The sequence below is a fragment of the Natronosalvus amylolyticus genome (assembly GCF_024298845.1).
Classification (GTDB): Archaea; Halobacteriota; Halobacteria; order Halobacteriales; family Natrialbaceae; genus Natronosalvus; species Natronosalvus amylolyticus.
This window is the reverse complement of the sequence record NZ_CP101156.1, coordinates 1518983-1541344: the sequence shown is the minus strand read 5'-3', so window position 1 is coordinate 1541344 and position 22362 is coordinate 1518983. Positions and strand designations below refer to the sequence as shown.

At 60.6% G+C, this 22362-nt stretch carries 22 protein-coding genes; 9 read left to right on the top strand and 13 right to left on the bottom strand.

Features of this window, described 5'->3' with window-relative positions:
- Positions 1-147: 147 nt before the first annotated feature.
- Positions 148-1431, top strand: coding sequence for a Zn-dependent hydrolase (locus tag NLK60_RS07275; protein WP_254810221.1), 1284 nt, complete (start codon positions 148-150; stop codon positions 1429-1431).
- 34 nt (positions 1432-1465) lie between these two features.
- Here the strand turns inward: NLK60_RS07275 and NLK60_RS07270 are convergent, their stop codons facing one another.
- Positions 1466-2848 carry an NAD(P)/FAD-dependent oxidoreductase gene (locus tag NLK60_RS07270; RefSeq protein ID WP_254810220.1) on the bottom strand — a complete coding sequence of 461 codons (1383 nt, stop codon included), beginning with the start codon at positions 2846-2848 and terminating at the stop codon, positions 1466-1468.
- Positions 2849-3087: 239 nt separating this feature from the next.
- Here NLK60_RS07270 and NLK60_RS07265 point away from each other — a divergent pair, with 239 nt between their 5' ends.
- Positions 3088-3444, top strand: a complete 357-nt coding sequence (locus NLK60_RS07265; RefSeq protein WP_254810219.1) for a thioredoxin family protein — start codon at positions 3088-3090, stop codon at positions 3442-3444.
- Between the two features lie 16 nt (positions 3445-3460).
- On the opposite strand, the gene NLK60_RS07260 is transcribed toward NLK60_RS07265, so the two are convergent.
- The gene (locus NLK60_RS07260; protein ID WP_254810218.1) at positions 3461-3775 is read right to left on the bottom strand and encodes a hypothetical protein; all 315 of its coding nucleotides are present in this window, start codon (positions 3773-3775) and stop codon (positions 3461-3463) included.
- A 102-nt stretch (positions 3776-3877) separates the two neighbouring features.
- Positions 3878-4564, bottom strand: coding sequence for a helix-turn-helix domain-containing protein (locus NLK60_RS07255; protein WP_254810217.1), 687 nt, complete (start codon positions 4562-4564; stop codon positions 3878-3880).
- A 222-nt stretch (positions 4565-4786) separates the two neighbouring features.
- Here NLK60_RS07255 and NLK60_RS07250 point away from each other — a divergent pair, with 222 nt between their 5' ends.
- The gene (locus tag NLK60_RS07250; protein ID WP_254810216.1) at positions 4787-4987 is read left to right on the top strand and encodes a hypothetical protein; all 201 of its coding nucleotides are present in this window, start codon (positions 4787-4789) and stop codon (positions 4985-4987) included.
- An 18-nt stretch (positions 4988-5005) separates the two neighbouring features.
- Here the strand turns inward: NLK60_RS07250 and NLK60_RS07245 are convergent, their stop codons facing one another.
- The 7 genes from NLK60_RS07245 to glmS form a co-directional block, all read right to left on the bottom strand.
- Positions 5006-5416 (bottom strand): universal stress protein, encoded by a 411-nt coding sequence (locus tag NLK60_RS07245; RefSeq protein ID WP_254810215.1) that lies wholly within the window; start codon positions 5414-5416, stop codon positions 5006-5008.
- A gap of 361 nt (positions 5417-5777) precedes the next feature.
- Positions 5778-5969: a hypothetical protein gene (locus NLK60_RS07240; RefSeq protein WP_254810214.1), complete on the bottom strand. Its 192-nt coding sequence runs from the start codon at positions 5967-5969 to the stop codon at positions 5778-5780.
- An 81-nt stretch (positions 5970-6050) separates the two neighbouring features.
- Complete coding sequence (gene citE, locus NLK60_RS07235) at positions 6051-7094, bottom strand: L-malyl-CoA/beta-methylmalyl-CoA lyase (protein ID WP_254810213.1); 1044 nt, start codon at positions 7092-7094, stop codon at positions 6051-6053.
- A gap of 207 nt (positions 7095-7301) precedes the next feature.
- Positions 7302-8510, bottom strand: a complete 1209-nt coding sequence (locus NLK60_RS07230) for an acyl dehydratase (RefSeq protein ID WP_254810212.1) — start codon at positions 8508-8510, stop codon at positions 7302-7304.
- The gene (locus tag NLK60_RS07225; protein ID WP_254810211.1) at positions 8503-9825 is read right to left on the bottom strand and encodes a methylaspartate ammonia-lyase; all 1323 of its coding nucleotides are present in this window, start codon (positions 9823-9825) and stop codon (positions 8503-8505) included. The genes NLK60_RS07230 and NLK60_RS07225 overlap by 8 nt, the downstream gene beginning before the upstream one ends.
- Complete coding sequence (locus tag NLK60_RS07220; protein WP_254810210.1) at positions 9815-11260, bottom strand: methylaspartate mutase subunit E; 1446 nt, start codon at positions 11258-11260, stop codon at positions 9815-9817. The genes NLK60_RS07225 and NLK60_RS07220 overlap by 11 nt, the downstream gene beginning before the upstream one ends.
- 9 nt (positions 11261-11269) lie before the next feature.
- Entirely contained in the window at positions 11270-11725 is a 456-nt protein-coding gene (gene glmS, locus NLK60_RS07215; protein ID WP_254810209.1) for a methylaspartate mutase subunit S, read from the bottom strand.
- A gap of 135 nt (positions 11726-11860) precedes the next feature.
- Between glmS and mct the strand changes: the two genes are divergently transcribed.
- Positions 11861-13051, top strand: coding sequence for a succinyl-CoA:mesaconate CoA-transferase (gene mct, locus NLK60_RS07210; RefSeq protein WP_254810208.1), 1191 nt, complete (start codon positions 11861-11863; stop codon positions 13049-13051).
- Between the two features lie 747 nt (positions 13052-13798).
- On the opposite strand, the gene NLK60_RS19680 is transcribed toward mct, so the two are convergent.
- The 3 genes from NLK60_RS19680 to NLK60_RS07195 form a co-directional block, all read right to left on the bottom strand.
- Positions 13799-14263, bottom strand: a complete 465-nt coding sequence (locus tag NLK60_RS19680) for an IS630 family transposase (protein ID WP_425499070.1) — start codon at positions 14261-14263, stop codon at positions 13799-13801.
- 34 nt (positions 14264-14297) lie between these two features.
- Positions 14298-14831, bottom strand: coding sequence for an IS630 family transposase (locus NLK60_RS07200; protein WP_254810206.1), 534 nt, complete (start codon positions 14829-14831; stop codon positions 14298-14300).
- A 379-nt stretch (positions 14832-15210) separates the two neighbouring features.
- Positions 15211-15978 (bottom strand): IclR family transcriptional regulator, encoded by a 768-nt coding sequence (locus NLK60_RS07195; RefSeq protein WP_254810205.1) that lies wholly within the window; start codon positions 15976-15978, stop codon positions 15211-15213.
- A 343-nt stretch (positions 15979-16321) separates the two neighbouring features.
- Here NLK60_RS07195 and NLK60_RS07190 point away from each other — a divergent pair, with 343 nt between their 5' ends.
- The 5 genes from NLK60_RS07190 to NLK60_RS07170 all read left to right on the top strand — a co-directional run bounded on the left by NLK60_RS07190 (position 16322) and on the right by NLK60_RS07170 (position 22228).
- Positions 16322-17773 carry an FAD-dependent oxidoreductase gene (locus tag NLK60_RS07190; RefSeq protein ID WP_254810204.1) on the top strand — a complete coding sequence of 484 codons (1452 nt, stop codon included), beginning with the start codon at positions 16322-16324 and terminating at the stop codon, positions 17771-17773.
- A 192-nt stretch (positions 17774-17965) separates the two neighbouring features.
- Positions 17966-18637 carry an isochorismatase family protein gene (locus tag NLK60_RS07185; RefSeq protein ID WP_254810203.1) on the top strand — a complete coding sequence of 224 codons (672 nt, stop codon included), beginning with the start codon at positions 17966-17968 and terminating at the stop codon, positions 18635-18637.
- Positions 18634-20040, top strand: a complete 1407-nt coding sequence (locus tag NLK60_RS07180) for a dihydroorotase (RefSeq protein ID WP_254810202.1) — start codon at positions 18634-18636, stop codon at positions 20038-20040. Before NLK60_RS07185 ends, NLK60_RS07180 begins: the two co-directional genes overlap by 4 nt.
- Positions 20041-20060: 20 nt before the next feature.
- Positions 20061-21266: a CaiB/BaiF CoA transferase family protein gene (locus tag NLK60_RS07175; RefSeq protein ID WP_254810201.1), complete on the top strand. Its 1206-nt coding sequence runs from the start codon at positions 20061-20063 to the stop codon at positions 21264-21266.
- On the top strand, positions 21266-22228 hold the full coding sequence (locus tag NLK60_RS07170) for a hydroxymethylglutaryl-CoA lyase (RefSeq protein WP_254810200.1): 963 nt from the start codon (positions 21266-21268) through the stop codon (positions 22226-22228). Before NLK60_RS07175 ends, NLK60_RS07170 begins: the two co-directional genes overlap by 1 nt.
- Positions 22229-22362 lie beyond the last annotated feature (134 nt).

Genomic DNA, 22362 nt, shown 5'->3' with positions numbered 1-22362 from the left:
TTGCGTGCCACCGAACCCAAACCTCGTAACGAGCGCTCGACGGTACAGTGTCACGACAGTTTCCCTGACACGTCGTCCGGACGAAACTGCCTCGGTGTGGATCGCCTGTGACACAACACACATCGCCCTGGCCGACGAGACGCGGGTATGGATATCGACGCGGAACGATTACGGGCCGACCTCGAGGCCTCCGGCAAGATTGGAGAAGTTGACGCGTCCGAGGGCTGGGGGCGAACGGTGCTCACGGGCAGCGAAGCCAATCGGCAGGCTCGAGATCGGTTCGTCGAGCGACTCGAGGCCGCCGGACTGACCGTCGGTGTCGACGCCGTCGGTAACGTGACCGGGACCTGGACGCCCCCCAGCGCCGACCGGGAGGCCGGAGCGGTCGCCGCCGGCAGTCATCTCGATTCGGTCCCCGAGGGCGGTATCTTCGATGGGGCGCTGGGCGTTTACGCTGCCCTCGAAGCCGTTCGCTCGTTACAGGAATCTGGATTCGAACCTGTCCGCCCGCTCACGGTCGTCTCGTTCACCGAAGAGGAGGGGTCGACATTCTCGGGCGGATTGCTCGGCTCATCGGTTGCCACCGGCCAGCGCTCGGCCGAAGACGCCCTGGCCCTGTCCGACGGCGGCGCGCTGAGCGACGGCGGTGAGTGCCAGGATGAGGAACGAACGCTCGGGGACGCCCTCGAAGCCATCGGCTACCGTGGCGAGGGTCGACTCGACGCGAGCGATTGGGACGCCTTCCTCGAGGTTCACGTCGAGCAGGATACCGTACTCGAGTCCCGCGACGTTCCTGTCGGCATCGTCACCGATATCACGGGTATCTCACACTCGAGCGTCCGAATACGCGGTGAGGCCAACCACGCTGGCACGACCGCGATGGACGACCGGACCGACGCGTTCGCGGCCGCCAGCGAGTTCGTACTGAGACTCGAGGCGGCAGGCAGTCGCGCGGCCGAAGCCGGCGGTAACACTGCGGTCGCGACGGTTGGCAAGTGTACTGCTCGACCGAACGCGACGAACGTGATTCCCGGCTCCGTCGACCTCGGTGTAGACGTGCGAGACGTGGACGGCGAGGTCATGCGCGAGTTGCTCGGGGAGGCCGAGACGTTCCTCGAGGATCTTGAGGGCGAACGTGGCGTAGAAACGACGATCGAACGTCACCTCGAGGTCGAGCCAGCCCCGATGAGCGAGCGCTGTCGGCAGGCACTCGAATCCGAAACAGCCGCGATGGATATCGACTCGCTGGACCTCCACTCCGGGGCAGCTCACGATGCGATGCACGTCGCCCGCGTTACTGACGCCGGGATGCTCTTTGCCCCCTCGCGCGGAGGCTACTCCCACAGCCCGCTCGAGTGGACCGACTGGGAGGACTGTGCGACGGCAACGCGGGTACTTGCGGGGGCGATGAAACGACTCTCGAGTGAATAAAAACCACGTCAGCTACGACGCTATCCGTTTGCGCTCAGTACACGTACTCGTCTTCGCGCAACTGAACGTACTTTCCGTCGCGGAATTTGAACTTCCGTCGCTTGTACGCCGCAAGAATCTTCGTCGCACCCACGCCGGCACTGTATTTCTTGCCGAGAATCGATCCCTCGTTGCTCGAGCCTTGCATCCCGCTGACGACGTCGAACGCCCAATCCCAGTCGTCGGGTTCGTAGTCTTTGACGATGTCGGCGAACGCGATGTTCCGCAGGAGTTCGTCACCGATTGCGCGTTTCCAGACCTCGTTGTAGTGTTCGAGCCCGTCAGTCGCTGCGAGTCGCCCGGCGATCTTGCCCGAGCGAACGGCGACGTGGTAGCCGCCTTCGTGGAACGCCGACGTGGTGCCCATCGCACCGCCCGCGACGGCGATGTTCGCTCCCACCGGCGACTCGATGGGACGCGTCGAGGAGATCGGATAGGTTTCGGTGCCCTTCGACTTCCCGCGGTCTTCGACGAGGGGAATGTCTTCTTCGATGTCGTACTCGTCGCCGTACTCGAGTTCGAGCAGACGGCGGATGTACTCGCCACCCTGTGGGATGCGCTCGTCGCTCGGACGCAGGAGTTTGTACGATTCGGGGTGGGCGACGTCCGCGAGGTCCATCCCGATGGGCATCGTCAGGCCGACGCGGGCGACCGTCCCGTCGTTGGGGAAGATCCACGGATAGGCGGTTTCGCCGGGCATGTACCCCCACCAGAACTTGAGGGTGTCCTCGAACTCCTCGAACAGTTCTTCGGGGAACTCGCGATATTCCTGGTAGGCGATGTGATTCGCTTTCGGCGGCGAGAGGTGATCCGAGACGCTCTTACCAACCGGGAGGAACTGATCGAGAGCGTTCAGCGTGATTCGACGCTGTGGACCGTCGGCCAGCACGACGTGGGTTGCCTCGACCTGGTCGCCGTTCGAAAGCGTCAGTCTATGGGTCGTCTCGGTACCGGAGAGGTCGGTCTCGAGATTCTTGACGCCCGTTCCGACACGGAGGTCGGCTCCAGCGTCGGCCGCGCGTTCGTGGAGCCAGTCGTCCATTCGGGCGCGGTGGAAGGTGTAGCCGAACTTCGGATAGCTGGCTTCGATGCCAGTCGTCTCGAGGCGGACGCGACTCGAAGGGCCGATGAACTCGGTTCCCTCGAGTTCGCGGTGGATGATCTCGTCGGGAATCTCCTCGTAGTCGAAGTCCATGATGTCGATCCAGTAGTCGAGCATCCCCGCAGCGTCGGTCGAATCGGGGCCGAGTCCCTCGCGATCTTCGCGGGGGACGCCCTGCTCGAAGAGGACGGTTTCGGCACCGTGGGCCGCGGCGCGCTCGGCGGCGGATGCGCCGGCCGGGCCACCGCCGACGATGGCGACGTCAACGTGTTCCATATGCCGTTGGGACTCAGCGACCCCTATTAAAGTGCCTGAAAATCATCGCGGCGTGAGAGGGCGAAACGGGAGCAATTGTTTCGGCGACGGGTCGGAATATCGACGCGCATAGGGACTAATGCAGTCTACGGGTGCCGTTGAGACGGTGTGTAATGAGTTTCACTGGGTACTCTCTTTCCATCGGCCACTCCCTTCTTCGAGGCCATACGCTCAAGGTACCTCGAGCGCATTCTAGAGCTATGAGCGACACTGCCCCACCCGACGGCGACGAACCAGTCAACCGACCCGTTGCCCTCGAGGACGAGTCAGACCTCGAGTCGTTCGTCGACGAACACTCGGTCGTCTTGCTCGAGTTTTACACCGATGGCTGTGGCATCTGTGCGTCGATGGAACCCGTTATTACCGGCATCGCCAAATCGACGGATATCGCGGTGGGAACGATCAACCCGCGAGATGATCCACCGCTGATCGAGCGATTCGACGTTCGTAGCGTCCCCCTCTTCGTCCTGTTCGAAAACGGTGACGTGGTCGCGAGACGGGCCGATGGGTTCATTCCGGGTGAGGAGCTACGCGAATGGCTCGAGGCGAATCGGTGAGTTTGGATATTTTCGCTTAAAACGTATCTGCCGGTATTTCGTCGCTGTTCTCCCTGAGTAACCGAATCACCGGCTCGATTTCCTCCCAGTTTGGCCCCTTGACGATATTCTCGTGTTCGCGATCCCACACGATGTAGCCCATGTCATCGAGTGTTGGTAGATGGGAATGGATCAACTCCAGTTCCCGTACGTCCTTCTTTCGGGGATGGATTTCCGCCATAGTTTCCGTTTGTCCCACTGGATTGTGATCCAGTAGTGTCAGGAGTATGTGGCGCCGTGCTTGCGCCCCAAGAGCATTCGCGATCTGGTTAAAACCCATCGTATCACTCACGTGTGTCGATATGTCTCACAGGTGCTTATCCATATGGCATGGTGAACCAAGCATTTGATCTACCCCCGGCAGCAGCAGGCTCGGCACCGTCTGTAGCGGTGATCAGGTATTCTGGACCGGCTCGAACGTGTCTTCGAGTTCCTCATCCATGGCGATGAGTGTGTTTTCAGTGAGCGTCTCGATAGCCCGTCGAAGTCGCTCCGTGACGGCCTGATCGGATATTCCGAGTTCATCAGCCAGGTCCTGGGTGGACATTCGGCGGGGGATTGCGTAGTATCCACCCTGCACAGCACGCATCAGCGTTTCGCGCTGGGCTTTCGTCACCCCGTACCACATACCAGTCCCGGGCCGAACGGGGTTGTAAATCCGTCCGACCTCGAGGGGGATATGCCCGTTCGAACAGTACTCCTGGAATTCACTGAGCGAATCGTGCGTTGGAAACCGAATCTCGAACTCCCACGTGCTCGGTGTACCGGTCGCGCTCAGGAGTTGTCCCTGCAACTCGAGGATTCCCTGGAAAAACACGTCGCGGGAAACGTTCCAGTCGAGCGAATACAATCGCTCGTTGTTGTGGTGGGTCACTTCGACGATGCGTTCGACCGACGGGTGCGCCTCGACGTTTTCCTCGAACGATTCTCGAACGTCATCGGTCACCGAGAAGAACGGGACGGCTTTTTCGCCAAGCGGGACCATGTTCTCGAGTTCTATCGTCCCGCTGGCTTCCAACTCGAGGATCCGACCGAGTTCGAACGAGTCGGCCGGAATCCGTAGATGCACGATAACAGCCATCCTTCTATATACGTTGGGGACCGAGAGGGGTAAATATAGTCGGCCTGGTGCACCAACGTACACGAGGTTTGCATGGTGTACCATGCAGAACGGCAGACCTATTGGGGTGGCGACCCTCGAGGGGAGTGGACCGAACGCCCTACGCGAAGTACGACCCAGTGGTGTGGATGTGGTCGTGGCTTACCCCCAACTCTTCGAGTCGAGGATTGTGGCCCATCCATTATGACACGCGATCAACTCAGCGACCTTTCGATCACCACTGCCGACGAATTCGAGGCTATCCTCGCCGAGGTGATAGAAAAGGCGATCAAAGCCGACGTCGACGTTCGTGGCGCCTGGGAGTTTCAAACGCGCGGATCGACGCACGACTGGGAAGTCGAAATCATCGAACTGGCCAAACGTCTCGATGACGACGAAGAATAACGACCTTCTGTAGAGGCGCTATCGAACCACTGTCACCGGTATCGGTGCCCGGCGAACCACTTTCTCGGCGACGCTTCCGAGCAGGACCCTGGAGACGCCCTGTCGACCGTGGCTTCCGACCACGATGTGGTCCACGTCGTTCTCGGCGGCGAACTCGACGATCTCTCGAGCGGGAGAGCCGACGGCGGTTTCGACCCGGAACTCGACGCCAGCCTCATCCAGGAGGGTCCGTAATTCTGTGGACACATCGGGTGCCGCTTCGGCCTCGTCGAACCGTTCTCGCAGGAGATTGTATCCCGCGCTCGTGTAGCCCTCCGCGAGCTCGATCACCCGCAGGAGGATCAACTCGGCGTCGGGATAGGTCTCGGCTGCGTGTCGAACCGCCTGCTGGGCGGGTGTCGAACCGTCGTAGGGAACGAGGATTGCCATACTGAACCTGGGCCCTGGGCCGAGAAAAAAGTGTGGTTCCGCTTGGTGTCGCCGACGGTCGCCGATTGCAGTGTCGAAGGCCCTTATTTTCGAGGGCACTGCTATACTCGAGTACTATAGTAGCCAGTGAAAGTCATTGCACACCCTATCGCAAGCAGGCGTCGCAGTAGGTGTGTAAATCGCTTCAATGGCTACTATCCGTCTATCGCTCGAGTCTGTCCGACAATCGAGTCCTGCTCGTTCAGCGCCCAACACTGCTCCGCAGGAACAATCAGTAACTTGTCTGGATGTGTATTTGATGAGTGATATTTGTGGGATGGGGTCTCACTCGAGAACGAACCAGGAATATCACTCACCTGATTCACTTCTCAGGTGGTTGATTCGGCGCTTTGGGTTTCTGTCGTGTACGTCGATCGGTTCTGTGTGCCCAGGTTGCACCGAAGCCAGCACCCACGAAAAGCCCAGCAACGAGACCGATCCCGCCGGCTATGGCTGCACCGGTCATACCGGAGAGGAACGCGAGGCCGGCGACGACGGCGTCCTTGTAATCCATACCCTGCTATTCGGATTACTGGGTAATAATCCTCCCGTCTGCCAAAACAAATATTTTGATACTGATATGAAAATACTACGGTTACCGATAGGAAAGTTCGAGGTCCAGCACACGCTCGAGCAATCCATCGTCGTACAACTCGGTCGTCTGTTCGGGTCGAGTTCCGTGGACCGTTCGCACCGTTACGACGGTGTTGCGAAAGTTCTTGAACGTCGCCTCGTCGACCATCTGTCCGTCGATGGTCACCGCGCCCGTGCCCTCGGCTTTGGCCGCGTTGAACCGCTCGATTTTGTGGACGTCGCGCTCGAGTTCGGCGGGCGTTGGCAGGTGAATTCGATTGGCCTGGACGGTCTGTTTCGGGTACAGCGACCAGGAGCCATCGAGTCCGATCTGGGCCTCGCGCTCAACCTGGTCGGCGTAGGCGTCGGCGTTGTAGATGGTGACGCCCGCCCGTTCCCGAAAGAGGTCGTCGAAGGGGCCGCCGATGGCGAGCAACCCGTTCGCGCTGGCCTCGTTCGACAGCGCCTCGAGGAGGCCGTCCCAGCGCGGGCGACCATCACCGAGGTCCCGGCCGCCGAGTTCGGCGGCGTAGTCGACCGGGCCGAAGACGAGTGCGGTGAGCCTCGCGTGGGAACCGTCCCCGAGCATCGATATTTCTCGGAGGTCAGACCGTGCAGCCGCGGTCTCGATGATGATCGAGAGGCCGATCGAACCATCGGACAGCCCGGCTTCGGATTCGGCATCGGCGACCGCCTCGAGCGCTCGTTCGACGTCTCCGCGACGGCCGACTTTCGGGACGACGACGCCGTCGATATGGTCACCGAGTTCCCGAACGAGCGTCGCGATCTCCTCGCGGCCTCGGTCCCGAAAGCTCTCGTCGTCGTAACTCCACTGGACGCGCGGCCAGATTTCGCCCGGGAAGTCGTGTTCGGGGACGAGTTCGCAGACGTTCTCGAGGGCGGTCGCCTTCATATCGGGTGCGGTGCCGTCCTCGAGGTCGGGGACGAGCCAGTCGGGAGCCTGAAAGCCCTCGGCGGTGAGGCCCGAGCGGAGGTATTTCGCCGTGTCGTCTCTGGGGACGGCGGCCGGTGCGGTCTGGAACGTTCGGCAGATGTGTCGAGTCATGCTATTGCTTTTGTCGCTATTTCTGGTCGTTTTTGTCGCTATTTCTGGTCGTTTTTGTCGTGGTGTCCGGTCGTTTTTGTCGTGGTGTCCGGTCGATTTCGTCGCTTCGTCCGGTCGTTTTTGTCGCTTCGTCCGGTCGTTTTTGTCGCTTCATCCGGTTGCTTTGTTGCAGTTCGTGTGTCGGTCCTCGGGGCGGATACTCGTCGCTCACGTATCTCGAGTGAGGATTTCGGCGGTACGAGTGCCGGAGTACACCGGTTCGTCGCGCTGGTTGAACGCGATGTGTTCGAATCTGACCGTCCCCGCTCGTCCGTTGGCTGTCGTCGTTTCACGGCTGGTCTCGAGGACGCGGGTGAAACAGTAGACGGTGTCGCCGGGCGTGACGAACGTGTGGAACTGTTCGTTTTCGAACCCGACCTCGCGGAACGTGCGTTCGTCCGACCGGGCGTGGCCGAGGGCCGTCGATCGGGTGACGTCGCCGTAGGTGACGATGTCGCCCGATGGCGAGTTGGCCATCGCGTCGACGTTGTGGTGTTGTTTGGCCGTGTTGAGCGTCGCGAGCGGGAGGGTGGCGACGGTCACGTCATCCATTGTGCGGCCGCGCTCGTGTCGGTAGGCGACGACACCGTTTTCGCCTCGAGCGGTCTCGAGGGCGGCCTCGAAATCCTCGAACGCTTCGCCCCCGGGCGTGATGAAGGGCTCCGGAAGCGACGGGGTGGCCGCCTGCTCGGAAGGAGGCCGCTCACTTCCGCCATCGGTCTCCACCGATGCCGGCTCTCGACGCGGAATCATGTTCGTTCGTTCGTACGTACACAGCGTCTCTTCGGTGTCACCATCGTAGCCTCGAGTCTGCCAGGTGACGATACCGTACTCGGGCCGGGAGCGGGAGGTCTTGGTCTCGAGGACCTCGCTTTCGACGCGGAGGTCGGTGCCGGGTGCGATTCCGTCGACCGGAAACCGAACGTTGGTTCGGCCGAGGAAGTAGCCGCCTTTCTCGCTCAGGTCCTCGACGGTACAGCCGAGGGTGGCCGCCAGCAGGTAGTCGGGATGAATCGGCGGCGCGTCGAGTTCTTCACCGCCCGACTCCCCGTCTCGAGCGTCCGCGGCAGACGCAGAGCCACGCGTCTGAGTACCATCGGGCCCGCTCCCATGCGTTCGAGCCACGTCCTTTCCTCCATGCGTTCGAGCCACGTCCCGCCGCCAGTAGCGCGTATCGTGGTTCAACGTCTGGCTCGTCCACAGTTCGTTCCCCCAGCGGGTGAGCGTCAGGCCGGGTTCGTGGTCGATGCGCTGACCCACCTCGAAATCCTCGAAGCAGTGTCCTTTCTCGCGGGTCTCGGCCCGCTCGAGTGCCCGTGCGAACGTGTCCGTGTCGGTCCACTCGAGGTCGTCAGTCATTCCGAGGTCGTCAGTCATTCGCCATCACCTCCGTCTGTGTGGTGGCTTCCGACTCCCTCGCTACCCGCCGGGCCAGCGTTCGGCGCATCTCGTTTTCGACGATCATGTAGCCCTCGTCGAAGCCCATGCCGGGCTTGGCGAGCACCTGTGCGGCGTCGGTGGCGAGGGCCACGTGTGCACAGACGCGGGCAGAGCGATCGGTCTCGTTGCAGGTCCCGCCGAGGTACGCTCGCGTGTCCGTCCCCTCGCAGTAGCGAACGGCCTCGCCGCTGCGGTGAACTGAGCCGAGGTCGGGCGTCTTGATCTGGACGACGTCCGCCGCCCCGGCATCGACGAACGCGCGGACGTCTTCGAGCGTGTTGCACCACTCGTCGGCGACGATATCGACGTCGATGCCCGTCGAATCGAGGCCATCTCGTAACTCAGCCATCGCGTGAATCTGACACTCGCGGGTGCCGACATCCATCGGACCCTCGATCTGGAGCGGAATGTGGCCCGTCGCCTCCTCGAGGCGTTCGAAATACTCGAGCACAGCGTCGCTGTCGAAGGGGGCACCGAACAGTTCGCCGATCATGCCGTAGACGTCGATGTGAAATCGGGGCTCGTAGCCGGAAGGTGCCAGTTCGTTCGAGCGCTCTCGAAGCCACTCGAGGTAGGCCACGAGTTTCTCTCCGTCGGGTCCCATCTTCGAGCGGCTGTTGAACAGCCCGTGTGGCAGGACTGGCACGCCTTTGAGCAGCATCTTTTCGGCGTTCGTTCGCCGGTCGTCGCCGGATTGGCCGAACACGGGAACGGGTTCGGTTGCTGGCTGGGTTCCCAGCGTCTCGGCGAGTACGTCGGTCATTGTCGTTCCGCGGGCTCGAGCGGCGGCGGCGAGCAGCGCCTGTGAGACGCCGTAGCGGATGGCCGTGTGCAGTTGTTCCCCGGAACTGCCGGCTAACTCGCCGTCCCGAGCCAGTGGCTTGCCGTCCGGTCCGAGCGACTCGAGGGAGGCCACGTTCTCGCCGAACGCTCGCGGATCGCGCCCCTCGAACGCGTCTGCGACGGGACCTTCGACGAGCGGTTTGCACCTGTCGGCGCGAAAGACCGGGTCGCGCCCGCCAGCACCCGAGTACTGGACGGCAGCGCAGTCGCCGCGAACGACCGTCCCGTCGGTCAGTTCGAGGTCCACGAGAAGCGCTTCGCCAGCCTGTCGGATGGCATCGAAGCCCTCCGTCACCGGGTCGCCATCGTAGGCAAACCCGTCGGTTCGAGCCCCGTCTTTGATCGCTCGCTGGTCGTCCGTGTAGAATCCTGCAAGGCCAGGGGTGGCTCGAACCGATTCAATCTGCACGGTTTCCACCTCCGTTGGGCCGACCGATGAGACGACCGTCGCTGATCGCGTCGACGTCGTCGGCGACCATACGGAACGACTGTTTTCGGCCCTCGGTTTCGGCACGGCGGGCGAGTCGGGCCGCGTGAATCTCGCGGATATCCTCGCCCATGGCGAGGTCACCGAACTCGAGGATACGAACGCGACCGTCGTCGTCCCTGGCGGGCAAGACCGCTCCGCTCGCGCTGTCACTGGGCGCGAACGGGACGTCGAGTGTGCCGGCGTCGAACGCTCGGATGGTGCCTCGAGCCACGTCGCCGTCGCCGTGATCGAACACAGTGTCCATCAACGCGTGGGTTTCACGTTCGATCAACGCCTGTTCGTCTTCGATACCGTCGATGTCGATCTGCTGTTCGAGTGCCATATCGATGACCTGTCTCGTCGTTCGCAAGCCGGCCGCGTTGGCCTCTTTCGTGGGGACGCCCTGGAACTCCTGCGGTGATTTCGTGATGACCTTGTCGGGTCTGGCGATTGCCGCGGTCATGCCGCCGAGGCTGATGACGCCGTTCGCCCGTGCCTCGTCCGGCGGGAATCCCCCCATCCACTCGTGGAAGACGGTCGTCACACACACCGCATCGGGCAAGTACTCTTCTCCGAGTGAGCGAAGGGCCCGCAGGGCGGCCACGTCCTGAACGACGTTGCCGACCTGTCCGTAGCCGAGCGTGAGCGATCGGACACCCTGGGTTGCCGCGAGCAGTCCCTCCAGGAGCATCACGGTAATGGCGATACTCGGGGGGACGAGGGTGCCGGTGAGCGGACCGAACGGTTCGCGATTGATTCGCACCCCTCGCTCGGTGTACGCGCCGGCGAGACGGTCGACGAACTGCCAGTGTTCGATGGTCGTCGCCAGGTCGTGGCGCTTGGTGTAGGGGATGTTGTACGAAATTGGACCCCCTTCGAAGCTCTGAAACCCACCGGCGAAGGTGATGGCAGCTAGCAATCGGGCGTCCGGCGTGCCGTGGCGAACTTCGATGGGGGCGTCGACAGAGTCGATCAACGCCCGGCAGCCGTCGATGCCGTGGTTGACCGCCGGAAAGCCGTTGAGGGTATCCGTGCCGGACTCGCGAGCGTTTTCGAGCCCCTCTTGAGCTTTTGCGTATTCGTTGTCGCGCGTGTAGGAGTCGATGGTCGTGGGGAGGAGATCGGCTTCCCCCTCGGTGTGGAGATACTGGAGCAACTCGATCTGGTCCTCGAGTCGTGGGACGCCCGCTCTGGGTTGCAAGAGCGGTTGGTCGGCTCCCTCGAGGACGTCGGCAAATCGTTTGTGTGCCGGGAGCGACTCGTGGTAGCGAACCGCTTCCTCGAAATCGACTTTCTGCCCGGTCGGCCACTCGGTCCGTAGTTCCTCGTCGATGCGTCGTAACTGCTCGGATTGGATGCGTTCGTCTCGTATCATCGTGGTCGGCTACGTCGTCACCGTCGCGCGTTCGCGCTCTGTCGTCGTGATCTGGAGATCACGCTTGAGCGCAGCGATCGCTTCTTCCGGCCTGGTTTCGGCGTCGAAGACGCGATCGAAACCGAGCGCTTCGAAGGTCTCACGGGTCTCCTCGAAATCCGCCTGGCCGACGCTCAGGTTGCCACCGATGTAGGTAACGGCATCGACGCCGTGGTCCTCGAGGACCTCATGGAAGCCCTGACAGTCCTGTTCGGCGTGCCCGTACAGTGATGAGACCAGTACGGCCTCAGCATCGTGAGCTACAGCGGCCTCGGCGAACTCCGTCTGGGAGCTCTGGACGCCGAGGTTGATGACCGTAAACCCTGCTGCACTGAACGCCTGCTCGAGGATCGTAATTCCGACGACGTGTGCGTCGGAACCGATGACCCCGAGAACCACCGTACGGGACATTGTATGCACAACCATGATAGATGGGTGTTTAAAGTTAATGGTCGATCATGATAAAACACCTATTATCTCCTAACACACCTTCTGTGGGGCTGTATGACACTGTCATGATTTATAGTAAAGGTTTTTACGCACCTTTCGAGAGCATCACCCATGGGAGCGCTCTCTTCGCTTCGTGTGCTGGACCTGACCCAGGTGCTGGCTGGCCCGTACTGTACGATGTTGCTCGCGGATATGGGCGCGGACGTGGTAAAGATCGAACGCCCGGGTGGGGATCTGATCCGCCCGAACCCACCGTTCGTCGACGACGCCGAGGAGGAAGCCTACGGCGGCTACTTCCAGAGCGTCAACCGTGGGAAACGTAGCCTCGAGATCGATCTCGGTTCGGAAACCGGCCGGGAGGAGTTTCTCTCGCTCGTCGAGGAGGCGGACGTGGTCGTCGAAAACTATCGCGCGGGTACGATGGAGCGCTTCGATCTCGGCTACGAAACGCTTCGTGCGTACAACCCGGAACTGATCTATTCCTCGATTCGCGGGTTCGGTGACCCCCGGACCGGTGAGACCCACCGTCAGGGCCAACCATCGTTCGATCTCATCGCGCAGGCACTGGGTGGCGTCATGGAGATAACGGGACAGGAGGATGGACCGCCGACGAAAGTTGGTCCCGGTATCGGTGATCTCTTTACGGCGACACTGAACTGCATCGGGATTCTCGCCGCGCTCCACCATCGGGACCAAACTGGTGAGGGCCAGTACGTCGACACCGCGATGTACGACGCGATGATCAGCATGACCGAACGAGCCATCTACCAGCATTCGTACACCGGCGAGCCGCCGACCCGACAGGGGAACTCCCATCCGACATTGTTCCCCTACGACGCGTTCGAGACGACCGACGGCTACGTCGTCATCGCCGCTTTCGGGACCAATCACTGGCGGGCACTGTGTGCGGCAATGAACGAGCCAGAACTCGCCGAGAGCTATCCAACGCCCGGCAGTCGGCTCGAGCACCGCGAGTCCCTTCGGGAAAGGGTTCTCGAGTGGACGCGCCAGCGCCCGAGTCAGACGGTGATCGATGCGCTCGAGGGTAAGGTTCCAGTCGCCCCGGTCCAGACCACGGCGGATATTTTCGACGACCCGCACGTGCACGACCGCGAGATGCTGGTGTCGGTGGAACAACCCGGTGCAGACCGACGGGTCGACATCGCCGGTAGTCCGATCAAGATGAGCGAAACCCCGCCACGGCCGCGTGGTCGGGCACCGCTGCTCGACGAGCATCGAGAGGAACTCCTCGAGCAGAATGGGCGACGGGAGGGGATCGAGCACGGAGCCGAAACGGATTGACACGGTCTGTAGACTAATTGCCGGCTTTTTACACGTTTTTAACTCTCTCGAGCGCGGTCGCTCGGCATATGTCCGGAACCGTGGGGCCTATGATGACTCGAGATAGCTGCGCTATTGTTTGTTGTTCAATTTGCGATGGACATCAAACATGTCTTGTGACTGTTCTCATTTAATATTGTGGAACATATTGATTAGTGGGCGTCGACCTGTGCGTCTTCTCCGCAGGTGTTGGGAGGCGATAAGCAACGCTTCGTGTACCCAAATCTCGAATTAGCGGTCTATCTGCGGATCGACTCGATCCCATCTACAAAATATTTATTTACCGTAAATATGCAAGTATACAATCGGTATTTTGATTTATATGCGATACTCGGCGCATTTGTTCGTATTATACGTGTATCGATGGAGTCATTGGGAAATCTCACCATTGTGCAATGGTATTGTAAATAATATAAAATACTGTTGCATAACAATCGGACATTTATATTTATCCTGACAATCTCGGCCCGCGGGTATACACGTGCCGCGACGGAAACGGTTTTGTCGCTGCGTTAGTGACAAGGTATCATGGCACGAGCTACTGCACTATACGAAGGGGAGGCGTCCGTCTCCGGTTTCGAGAAGGAACTCTTCGATGACATCTCGGAAACCGAGCCCTGGGCGCTGGTCGAACGATTTAGCGACCTCGAGCGAGTCTCCGGAACCGAAGACGAGCGCGAGGCAGCAGCCTACCTCGAGGAAGAGTGGTCAGCACAACTTCTGAACATCTGGAAGAAATGTCTCAATCCAGTCGCTAGTGAAGCTCACCCGATGACTCAATCGGAGAAATGTCTCAGTGAGGAACGTTCTGAATTGATCTTTGTCCTCGAAAATCTCTGGCGAGATTTCTCGTTTGGTGCTCTTCCAGAGCGGTTCGATCGCGTTGAGCGTGGGTGAATATGGCGGGATGAAGACGAACTCGATGCCGAGTTCGTCGGCCCGTTTCTGGGTGAGTTTCGCGTGATGGGAGCCATAGTTATCGGCCACGAGCAGAATCCGCCCGACCGGATTCTGCTCGCGGCTCTCTTCGAGCGCCTCGACGATCGTCTCTTTGACCAACCGTTCTTTGAACGTAATCATGCTCTGGCAAGTCAGCGCGTAGAAGCCGATCGACCGCCATGGAAAGGTGACTAACGGCTTTTCGATCTGTACTGTCCGATCGAACGACCACATTCGCTGAGAATTCTCGAACGGCTGCGGCCACGCTTCATCGAAAGAACCCAAAGACGACGGGCTCATCACCACAAGCCTTGTGCTCGTCCTCGCTGAGCGCCTGACCAAGGCGCTCGGCGAGAATCTCCTCTGCATCGGCCGGCCGACGTGGATCCATCGGTCGTGGTTTCGCGTAGTTCATTCCTGCAGCGCGAAGTTTCCGGCTCAAGTGGGATGGATGATACATGACGCCGTAGCGGTCTTCGATGAGTGCGTGGACCTGTCGTGGCGTCCAAGGTTGGCCATCTTCGAGAATCGTACAGAGTTCGTCAAACTGGGCTAGGGTGAGCTTCGGCGGCCAGCCGCCGCCGAAGCGCGGTCGGAGCCCGTCGACATTGCCCTCGTTCCACAGGTGGGCCCAGCGACGCGTCGTGGATCGGGAGATCCCGATGCGGTCGCCAGCTTCTTTCCGGCTATCACCCTGATAGAGGTTCTTTACGAAACATAACCGCCGGACGAGACGGGTCTCGTCCGCCTTCTTGGCCTCTTCGATCGCGTGATCGAGTTCTATTTCCGTCAGATGCTTCACCAAAAGGCCCCGTGAACTGCTCTTCATCACGGCTTATACGCTTCCAACGGGGTCAACCCTTTCGCAGACCACTCAGGGCGTTATTTTTCAGTAGCTCCCGGCTCGATTCGCTTTGATTTCACAGAAACCCTCTCAATTGAACCAGCAACGAGTGATTACCCATCCCGTTTTCGTATCTGCTACCAACAGTGCCACTGTTGTAATGGTACCGGCACCGCAGACCCGACGATAGTATGACACTACCTGCGGTGGTGTTACACACATAACTTTGTAACATTAGATTATACAGGCGAGTTGAACACCGGTATCGGTTGGATTATCAGTAACCCTGGTTTCGAAGGCTGTCGGTTCACCTCGAGTCACGACTGTCTTCGGGAGATTATACGTACGTCGCTTTGATTCCGATAACTCGAGCGCTCCGGCGAACGATATCTGGTATCTCTGTTTGATATCGATCTCCCTGAAACCGCGTGGTGGGCCCGGAGACGCTCAACCCCCCGAGGACGGTGCCGTCCTGGGCTAGAATCGGCGCACCGACCGCTCGCATCCCGAGAATTCGCTCCTCGTCGTTGAACGCCACTCCCTGTTCTCGAATCTCTTCGAGTTCCTCGAGGAGGTCCTCACGGTCCGTCGTCGTCTTTTCGGTTATCTTCTCGAGCGGGCTGCTCGTGAGAATCTCCTCGAGGTCGCTCTCCGGGAGGTATGCGAGGTACGCCTTTCCAACTGCCGTCGCGTGCAAGTCAACTCGCGTCCCGATGTGCGAGTCCGTCGTGATCGCCTGTTCGCCGGACGTCTGGTAAACGTACACCCCTTCGGTTCCTTCGCGGACCATGACCTGACAGCGGTCGCCGGTCCGCTCGGCGATGTCGTCAGCTTCGGGCTTGGCGGCCTCGTACAGCCGATACGGGCGGCGAGCGTGATACCCGAGATCGAGCAATCGAAGCCCCAGGGTGTATTCTCCGTCGTCGGCAACCACGTATCCCAGCTGCTCGAGCGTTTGGAGATGATTGTGCACGGTACTTTTCGCGAGGTCGAGTTCCGACGCAATCGCCGAGACACCACCGCCGGACTCTCTGAGCACCTCGAGGATCCGAAAACTCGTTACGACGGCGCGAACGTGTTGATTTTCCCCTTCTGTCTCGTTCATGTGAGTACATCACACCCCAGTTCAATAATCCTTACCGTTCGTCCAGCCCGAACATGAGTTCATTCATGGCGGAATTATCGTGAAAGAGTGTTACAATTGACGCACACCCACCATTGTGGTGTGTTATCATTGGTTTATGTTTCTTCAGAATGAACAGGCGTTTTTTCTGCCCGAACGAATTGGGTTCCTCCTCGTTATTCCGAGCGCTGTGACCCCTATTTCGTCCCAGTGGCCCGTAGATGTGTACACGTGTTCGTGAGAGGAGGACGACGCCCTCGATGTACAGCTATCCTGGCTCCTCCTCGTGAGATATCTTTACATACTCCTGGACGTGATACATCGTATGGCAGGCTCCGAGCTAGGCGAGCGAACGATAGACGAGTCACCTCCGGAGGTCGTCTCGAGCGACGACGTCTCAATCGACGTGGAAACCGACGTCCTGATCGCCGGTGGCGGCGGAACGGGCCTCGTCGCAGCCCTCGCTGCGGCAGACCGAACGGATGGGACGATAACTGTTCTCGAGAAATCCGACCGACTGGGCGGGAACACGTCGTTGTCGACGGGCATGATACCCGCTGCAGGGACGCGACTCCAGCGCGAGGCGGGAATCGAGGAAACTCCAGCGGATATGGCTCGAGATATTCTCGAAAAAAACGACTATCAGGCCGACGAGGCGATGGTCGAACATCTCTGTGCGGAGAGCAAACACCTCATCCACTGGTTGATCGACGAATGGGATATCACGCTCAACCTCGTCGACGACTTTCGCTATCCGCGTCACTCTACGTACCGAATGCACGCCCCAGCGGGGCGAAACGGCGAGAACCTGATCGCCGAACTCGGGGAACGAATCGAATCGACACCGAATATCGAACTCCTGCGTAACACGCCAGTGCGAAAGCTGGTCGCCGACGGAGATGCAGTCGTGGGCGCGGTCGCGGGCGAAACACACACAGAAGTCATCGGAGCGAAGAAAGTCATCCTCGCGACGGACGGGTTTGCGGGCAACCGACGGATGGTCGAACAGCACTGCGGTGAGATTTCGGAGGCGCTTTACTTCGGCTCCGACGGGAACACCGGCGACGGCATTCGGTGGGGCTCGGCACTCGACGCCGAAATCGCGTACATGGACGCCTACCAGGGTCACGCGACCGTTGTCCACGGCACCGGTGCGCTCTCGACCTACGCGGTCATTATGAACGGCGGCTTTCTGGTCAACGAAGACGGCGAACGGTTCGGCAACGAGGCGAAGGGATACTCGGCGCTCGCCCACGACGTGGTCGCCCAACCGGGGGGTATTGCCTACGAAATCTTCGACCAGCGAATCTACGAGAAACTCGAGGGCGAGTTCGACGATTTCGACGAGGCCGTCGAACTGGGTTCGTACACCTCGGCTCCGAACATTGAATCGCTCGCGGAGACGCTGGGATGTGACCCCGAAGACACTGCGTCGACCCTCGAGGCGTACAACGAGGCCGTTCGAGAAGGTGAACCCGACAGCGTCGGCCGCCTCGATAGTCGACACGAACTCGAGTCACCCTTCTACGGGACGGCCGTCGTCGGCGCGCTCTTTCACACGCAGGGGGGACTCGAGGTGGACGAACACGCACGCGTCCGCAAAACGGATGGGACGCCGGTCGGAAACCTGTACGCTGGCGGTGGGACGGCAGCGGGAATCAGCGGCCATGGACCGGGTGGGTATCTGAGCGGCAACGGATTGACGACCGCCCTGGGCTTCGGTCGACTGGCAGGTCGTCATGCGGGGGCCGCTATCGAAGGTGAGGATCTCTCGTAGGATGACGGTTCGAACCGCTCGTCACGCAGGTCGTGTTGTGCGCTCCCGTCACTCGAGACAATGTGTGAGCCCGGAAACGCGGAAACGGACTCGTTCGGGGGTCAATAAAATAGCTCGGCGTCACTCGAGTGGCCCGGTTGGCAATCCTGGGAGGACACAACTATATAACGACTCGGTCACACAGTATCAGCTATGACGGATCGTATTTGGGAGGACCTCCTCTCTGAGCAGGACAAGCAAGTCATCCAGAAGGCCGGTTACGACAGCGAGGGCGCCTCCTCGTGGGAGTCACGCGGGACGGGTGAGAATCCGATGGTGCTCGTCATCGACGTCCAACAACTGATCGTCGGCGAGAACGTCCCCATCCTCGAGGCCGTCGAGGAGTATCGGACGGCGATGGGCGAAATCGCGTGGGACGCCATCGAGCACATCCAGTCGTTCCTGTCTTTTGCCCGCGAGCGAGACATTCCGGTGACCTACACCCGGGTCGTTCCGACGAGCTACGATGACCCGAATCACGAGGACCTGGCGATCGTCGACCCCGTCGCACCGGAACCCGAAGACACGGTGATCGACAAGAGCTACGCCAGTGCGTTTTACGGGACTGACTTGCTCTCGCGGCTCGTCAGGGACGACGTCGACACGCTCGTCATCGTCGGCAACTCGACAAGCGGCTGTGTACGGGCGACGACGGTCGACGCCCAACAACACGGTTTCGACGTCGTCCTGCCACAGGAGTGCATTTTCGACCGGATCGAGGCCTCCCACAAAATCGGACTGCTCGATATGTGGATGAAATACGCCGAAGTGCTCGAGACGGCCGAAGTCGAAACGTACCTCGAGTCGATGGGTGATGACGAATGAGCGACGGAACGTACGACCTGGTCATCGCAAACGGCACGCTCGTCACGGAAACTGGCCTCGAGGACGCCGACCTCGGCGTTGCGGACGAGAAAATCGCCGCCATCGGGGCGAGCGGGACGCTTACAGGCGAGGAAACACTCGATGCGGCGGACAAGTACGTGCTACCGGGCGCAATCGATCCACACACCCACCACGGCATTTACAACTCCCTCGAGTCAGATGCGGATACCGAGAGCCGCTCGGACCTGGTCGGCGGGGTGACGACGATCGGGAACTTCTTCCGCCGACCGGGTGCCTACGGCGATATCATGGACGATTACTTCGAAGACGCCGAAGCGAATTACCGCCACGATTACTTCTTCTCGCTGGGCTTGCTTTCGTTCGACCACGTCGCGGAGATTCCCCGGATTATCGACGAACTGGGCATCACCTCGTTCAAGTGGTACATGAACTACAAGTACGCCGCGAGCGAGAAGTTCGGCGTCGACTGTGACATGCTCGACGACTTCGGCGATGCGTTCATCCGGACGCTCGCCGAGCAGGACGTCCCGACGACGCTCGGCTATCACTCCGAGAACGTCGAGATCACGAACGCGCTCGCCGGCGGGAATCCGTACGTCGAATCCGAGGGCGACGAGCCGACAGGCGACTCCGATGAAACCTACGAGGTCTTCCTCGAGGAGTTCCCGGATTATGCGGAAACCCAGAGTATGGTCGCCGGGGCGAGTCTGGCTCGGCAGCACGACTACGACGAGAGCTTCTACGCCGTCCACGTCAGTGCCGGCCGAACGGCAGACGAACTCGCCAACTTACAGGAAGCGGGCTACGAACTCACGGGCGAAACTTGTACGCACTACCTGACACTCACTGCCGAGGAGTGTGACGACCGGATGAAAGTCAATCCGCCGGTGCGCCACGAGACAGACCAGGAGACACTCTGGGAACGCCTCGCCGACGGAACTATCTCCTGTATCGGGACCGACCACTGTGCGAACCGCACGGACGAGAAAATCGGCGCGACCATCCGTGACAGCAAACTGGGCTTCCCCTCGAGCGGTACGATGCTCCCGTTGATTCTCTCCGAAGGCGTCAACGAGGGTCGCATCGACCTCGAGCGCGCGGTTGCGGTCACGAGTACGAATACGGCGAAAGCGTGGAACCTGTATCCGAAGAAAGGAACCATCCGCGTCGGCAGCGACGCCGACCTCGCGGTGGTCGACCTCGAGGAGACGAAGACGGTCACGCCGGAACTGCTCCAGAGCGACGGCGACTATTCGATTTACGAGGGTCGATCGGTGACGGGATGGCCGACCCAGACGATCGTTCGCGGCGAGATTGCCTACGACGACGGTGAAGTGCTCGCGGCACCGGGGACGGGAACGCACATCGACCGGCCGGTATAAGCTGCCACAATCACACAACTATGACAAACACCCAATCTGGCCCGTTAGACGGGCTGACAGTAATCGAAGCGGGATCGATGATTTCCGGGCCGACCGTGGGCCGCTTTCTGGCGGACTTCGGTGCGACGGTGATCAAAATCGAACATCCGGAGTACGGTGACCACATCCGAAATTTCGGGACACAAAAAGACGGTATCGGGATGTGGCACAAGTACCTCAGTCGCAATAAGCGGTCGATAACGCTCAACATCTCCGGCGAGAAGGGGTCTGCCGTCTTCCTCGATCTCATCTCAGAAGCCGACGTCCTGGTCGAGAACTTCCGACCGGGTACCCTCGAGCGATGGGGGATCGGCTGGGAGCGACTGTCGGCGGTAAATCCGGAACTGGTCATGGTGCGGCTGTCGGGCTACGGTCAGACGGGTCCGTACTCTGAGAAACCCGGTTTCGGCACGCTAGCGGAGGCGATGAGCGGCTTTGCTTACGTAAACGGATTCGACGACCGGCCACCGCTGTTGCCGCCGACGGGACTGGCCGACAACATCGCTGCCCTGTACGCGACGTTCTCGCTCATGTTTGCGCTCTATCATCGCGACGTCAACGGCGGCAGCGGCCAGGTCGTCGACGTGAGCCTTATCGAGCCAATATTCAACCTCATCGGGCCGTTCCCGCTCACCTACGATCAGACGGGCGAAATCGCTCGCCGTTCGGGGAACCGATCGACCTCCTCAGCACCCCGAAACGTCTATCGAACCGGTGACGACCGATGGGTTGCCCTCGCCGCGAGCGCTCAACCGCTGGCGATGCGGACCTTCGACGCCATCGGCCGTCCCGAACTGAAAGACGACCCGCGGTTCGAAACCAACGAAAAACGCCTCGAGAACGTCGAAGAACTCGACGCGATCATCGGCGACTGGATGGCCGAGCACACCCGCGAGGACATCCTCGAGATCTTCGAGGAACACGACGCGACCATCGCGCCCGTCTACAACGTCGCGGATATCCTCGAGGACGACCACTACCGCGAGCGGGAGGCAGTCGTCGAAATCGACGACCCTGACCTCGGGACGGCAGCCGTCCAGAACACGATTCCGAAATTCAGCGAGACGCCGGGTGACGTCGACTATCTCGGCCCCGATCTGGGCGCACACAACGATGAAATATACGGCGAGTTTCTGTCGTACGACGCCGACGTGCTCGCCGAACTCGAACAGGAGGGAGTGATCTAATGGCTCTCGAGCTACCGGCGCGTGGCCGAATCGTCGAGATGCTCCCCCGCGATGGGTTCCAGCGGTACCCGGAGTTCATCCCGACCGAGGCGAAAATCGAGATGATCGACGCGCTGTCGACGACCGGCGTCGACGAAATCGAGATCACGTCGTTCACCCACCCGAAAGCAGTCCCGGCACTACGGGACGCCGGCGAGGTAGCCGCGGGCATCACTCGTCACGACGACGTCACCTACCGGGCGCTCGTCCCCAACGACGTCGGGATGGAACGAGCGATCGAGGCCGATCTGGACAAGGTCAACGCACTGGTCGTCATCAGTGACGGATATCGAAGCAAAAACCAGGGTGGGATGACTCTCGAGGAGAACCTCGAGCAGATCCGTCGTATCGTCGAGTTGGCTGCGGGGACGGGAATCGAAGTCGAGGCCGGACTGGGGACGAGTTTCTTCTGTCCGTACGACGGGCAGATTCCACAGGAGCGGACGTTAGGGGTCGTCGATGCGGTACTCGAGGCTGGCGTGGACGAGGTGACGCTGGCGACGACGATGGGGATGGCCGATCCGAGGGGAGTGACCGACATGCTCGAGGCGTTGTACGACGACCATCCGGATGCGGACGTGGGCTTGCATCTCCACGATACGAACGGGATGAGTCTGGCCAACACGCTCGCGGCGATGCAGTGTGGCGTCGACCGTTTCGACACCTCCGTCTGTGGACTGGGCGGGGGGACCATCCTGCCCGGCGGCCTCGGTGACGTCGGTAACACGCCGACGGAGGACTTGGTCAACATGTTTCACGACATGGAGGTTCACACGAACGTCGACGATGCCCGCCTCCGGGAAGTCGCTCGCGACGTCGCCGACCGACTCGAGTTGGGCACCCCAAGTCGCGTCCTGATGGGGGGCACTCGAGAGCAGGTCCTGGAGACGGCCGCCTCGAGTGCGGGAGGGGCGAAAAAATAACGACCACTGGCTCCCAAGGTACACTCACCGGTCACTCACACGACCACTCATCCACACGACCACTCACAACCACCCAATCTATGCACACGATTTCACAGCCACGTACACACTCGAGTGCGTTCCCAGTTGAGGGA

What these genes read in the sequence shown, in the direction of transcription:
- NLK60_RS07275 (WP_254810221.1), top strand. Translation starts at nt 148, where the DNA reads ATGGATATCGACGCGGAACGATTACGGGCCGACCTCGAGGCCTCCGGC.
- NLK60_RS07270 (WP_254810220.1), bottom strand. Translation starts at nt 2,848, where the DNA reads ATGGAACACGTTGACGTCGCCATCGTCGGCGGTGGCCCGGCCGGCGCA.
- NLK60_RS07265 (WP_254810219.1), top strand. Translation starts at nt 3,088, where the DNA reads ATGAGCGACACTGCCCCACCCGACGGCGACGAACCAGTCAACCGACCC.
- NLK60_RS07255 (WP_254810217.1), bottom strand. Translation starts at nt 4,564, where the DNA reads ATGGCTGTTATCGTGCATCTACGGATTCCGGCCGACTCGTTCGAACTC.
- NLK60_RS07250 (WP_254810216.1), top strand. Translation starts at nt 4,787, where the DNA reads ATGACACGCGATCAACTCAGCGACCTTTCGATCACCACTGCCGACGAA.
- NLK60_RS07245 (WP_254810215.1), bottom strand. Translation starts at nt 5,416, where the DNA reads ATGGCAATCCTCGTTCCCTACGACGGTTCGACACCCGCCCAGCAGGCG.
- NLK60_RS07240 (WP_254810214.1), bottom strand. Translation starts at nt 5,969, where the DNA reads ATGGATTACAAGGACGCCGTCGTCGCCGGCCTCGCGTTCCTCTCCGGT.
- citE (WP_254810213.1), bottom strand. Translation starts at nt 7,094, where the DNA reads ATGACTCGACACATCTGCCGAACGTTCCAGACCGCACCGGCCGCCGTC.
- NLK60_RS07230 (WP_254810212.1), bottom strand. Translation starts at nt 8,510, where the DNA reads ATGACTGACGACCTCGGAATGACTGACGACCTCGAGTGGACCGACACG.
- NLK60_RS07220 (WP_254810210.1), bottom strand. Translation starts at nt 11,260, where the DNA reads ATGATACGAGACGAACGCATCCAATCCGAGCAGTTACGACGCATCGAC.
- glmS (WP_254810209.1), bottom strand. Translation starts at nt 11,725, where the DNA reads ATGGTTGTGCATACAATGTCCCGTACGGTGGTTCTCGGGGTCATCGGT.
- mct (WP_254810208.1), top strand. Translation starts at nt 11,861, where the DNA reads ATGGGAGCGCTCTCTTCGCTTCGTGTGCTGGACCTGACCCAGGTGCTG.
- NLK60_RS19680 (WP_425499070.1), bottom strand. Translation starts at nt 14,263, where the DNA reads ATGTGGTCGTTCGATCGGACAGTACAGATCGAAAAGCCGTTAGTCACC.
- NLK60_RS07195 (WP_254810205.1), bottom strand. Translation starts at nt 15,978, where the DNA reads ATGAACGAGACAGAAGGGGAAAATCAACACGTTCGCGCCGTCGTAACG.
- NLK60_RS07190 (WP_254810204.1), top strand. Translation starts at nt 16,322, where the DNA reads ATGGCAGGCTCCGAGCTAGGCGAGCGAACGATAGACGAGTCACCTCCG.
- NLK60_RS07185 (WP_254810203.1), top strand. Translation starts at nt 17,966, where the DNA reads ATGACGGATCGTATTTGGGAGGACCTCCTCTCTGAGCAGGACAAGCAA.
- NLK60_RS07180 (WP_254810202.1), top strand. Translation starts at nt 18,634, where the DNA reads ATGAGCGACGGAACGTACGACCTGGTCATCGCAAACGGCACGCTCGTC.
- NLK60_RS07175 (WP_254810201.1), top strand. Translation starts at nt 20,061, where the DNA reads ATGACAAACACCCAATCTGGCCCGTTAGACGGGCTGACAGTAATCGAA.
- NLK60_RS07170 (WP_254810200.1), top strand. Translation starts at nt 21,266, where the DNA reads ATGGCTCTCGAGCTACCGGCGCGTGGCCGAATCGTCGAGATGCTCCCC.